Below are 2153 nucleotides of genomic sequence, written 5' to 3' on the forward strand. Positions count from 1 at the left end.
GGTACAACGCTTCGTCGATGTCGTGTGTGACCAGGATGATGGTGACTCCCAAAGACGCCTGGAGATCGATCACGAGGTCCTCAAGGTCAAACCTGGTCTGAGCGTCCACGGACGCGAACGGTTCGTCCATCAGCAGGACCTTGGCGTTGTAGGCCAAGGCCCGGGCAATTGCCACGCGCTGCTGCATGCCGCCTGACATTTCCCACGGATACTTGTGGCCCTGGCCGGCAAGGCCCACCGCCGCAAGGTTCTTCTCGGCGGTTTCGTTCCGCTCTTTCTTGCCCACCCCGCGACCCTGCAACGGAAAGGCCACATTCTCCAGCGTGGTCATCCAGGGCATCAGTGAGCGGCTGTAGTCCTGGAAGACTACGGCCAGGTCCCGGTGGGGGCCGTTGATAGTTTCCCCGCCCACGCTCACGGTGCCGCTCCGGGGTTGGATGAGGCCCGAGAGGCACCGCAGCAGGGTGGTCTTGCCAACACCGGACGGACCGACGATGGAGACGAATTCGCCGTCGTTCACCTCAAGATTCAGATCACTCAGGATCTTGTTCTCGGAGTCACCGACGCCGTAACTCATCGTCAGCCCTTGGACCTGGAGCAGCGGCGTCGTTGCCACCTGCTCCTCCTCGAGTGCTGCCTGAATGGCCATGGGGGCTCCTTCGTATTTCTGTTGGATCGGAAGTGTCATTTTGCGCCTGACTTGAAGTACCAGCCCAGGATCCTGCGTTCAAGGACGATGAACAGGAGGGAGAGGATATATCCGATGACGCCGACGAGCAGCGCCCCGGCCCACGTCTCCGGCACCATGAAGGTCGCGGAGGAATTGAGGATGTAGAAACCCAAGCCCTTGTTGGCGGCGAAAAGTTCGCTCACCACCATCACCGTGATTCCAATCGGAAGCGCCACGCGAACGCCGGCCACGATCTGCGGCAGCGCCGCCGGGAGCACCACCTTGCGGAAATGCAGGCCCCGCGGGATGCGGTAGACCTTGGAGAACTTCCGGATGGTCGGTTCCACGCCCAGGACACCGTCGATGGTGTTCAGCAGCACCGGCCACATGCAGGCGAAGGCGATCGTATAGATCTTCGGTCCCTGTCCGATCCCGAACGCACCAATGATCAGGGGAACCAGGGCCGCCTGCGGAACCGACCGGAAGAAGTGAATCACCGGATCCACGATTTCCCGCAGCCGCTTCATCTCGCCGAGGATCAGTCCCCCGACGATCCCGACAGCCACCGCGATCAGGAGGCCGGCAGCCAGGTTGCCCAGGCTGTAGGCCGCTCCCGAGGCGATCACGCCGTTGCTGAGGTCACGGAACAGGCTGGTCAGGATCGACTCGAGCGAAGGGATAAAGACGTTCGTACTGTCTGCCGTCGCAATCCACCAAACGGCAAACACGACGACGATCAACCACGTGCGCTGCAATATGTTCAAGGCCAGCTGTGCGGGACGGCTGCGCACGCGCTCCACCTTTGACCGCCTGGGCCGGGCCGGGGTCCCCGTCTTTGATTCGGGGCGGAGTGCGGTATCAGTCATTGGTCTGCCTATTCCATTTGAGGATCCGGCCTTCAGCGAAATGCAGCAGGCTGGCGATGCCCCAGCCCACCAACCCGGCGAAGAAGAGGTAAGCAAAGGCCGAATCCCACCGCTGCGCTTGCTGTGCAAGGGTGATCTGCCGGCCGATACCCGGCGTCTGGCTCAGCACCTCCACTCCGACGGCGACAAGGATGGAGATCGAGGCGGCGATCCGGATCCCGGTGGCAATAAAAGGTGTGGCACTCGGGAGCAGCACCCGGCGGAACCGGAGGAACGCCGGAATCTGGAAGATCTGCACCGTATCCACCACCGCCGCCTCCATCCGCCGGGCCCCGTAAATTGTCTGCACCAATACCGGCCAGAGGCAGGACAGGGCGACGACGACGGTCTCCATCTGTGCGGTTGCGCCCAGGAGCATGATGACCACCGGCATCAGTGCCAGTACGGGGAAAGAACGCCCGAAGTCGATCAGGATCGACGTCGAGCGGTCCAGCACGCGGACAGAGCCGATCAGCAATCCGAGCACGGTCCCGGCCACCACGGCGATCAGCCAGCCGCTGACCGCCGCCGCCATCGTCTGCGCCAAGGCTGACCAGAACGTTGCCGACGCCACTGCC

The 2153-nt window shown here is 62.8% G+C and carries 3 protein-coding genes; all 3 read right to left on the reverse strand.

The annotated features are described in order from the left end of the window. Positions 1–649, reverse strand: a 649-nt coding sequence (locus AB4Y86_RS17380; protein WP_441403413.1) for an ABC transporter ATP-binding protein, incomplete at its 3' end; no start/stop codon positions are given. Between the two features lie 35 nt (positions 650–684). Then, positions 685–1536, reverse strand: a complete 852-nt coding sequence (locus AB4Y86_RS17385; protein WP_441403414.1) for an ABC transporter permease — start codon at positions 1534–1536, stop codon at positions 685–687. After that, on the reverse strand, positions 1529–2153 hold a 625-nt coding region (locus tag AB4Y86_RS17390; protein WP_441403415.1), incomplete at its 5' end, for an ABC transporter permease. The genes AB4Y86_RS17390 and AB4Y86_RS17385, both read right to left, overlap by 8 nt.

The organism is Arthrobacter sp. 2YAF22_2 (assembly GCF_052114645.1).
Classification (GTDB): Bacteria; Actinomycetota; Actinomycetes; order Actinomycetales; family Micrococcaceae; genus Arthrobacter.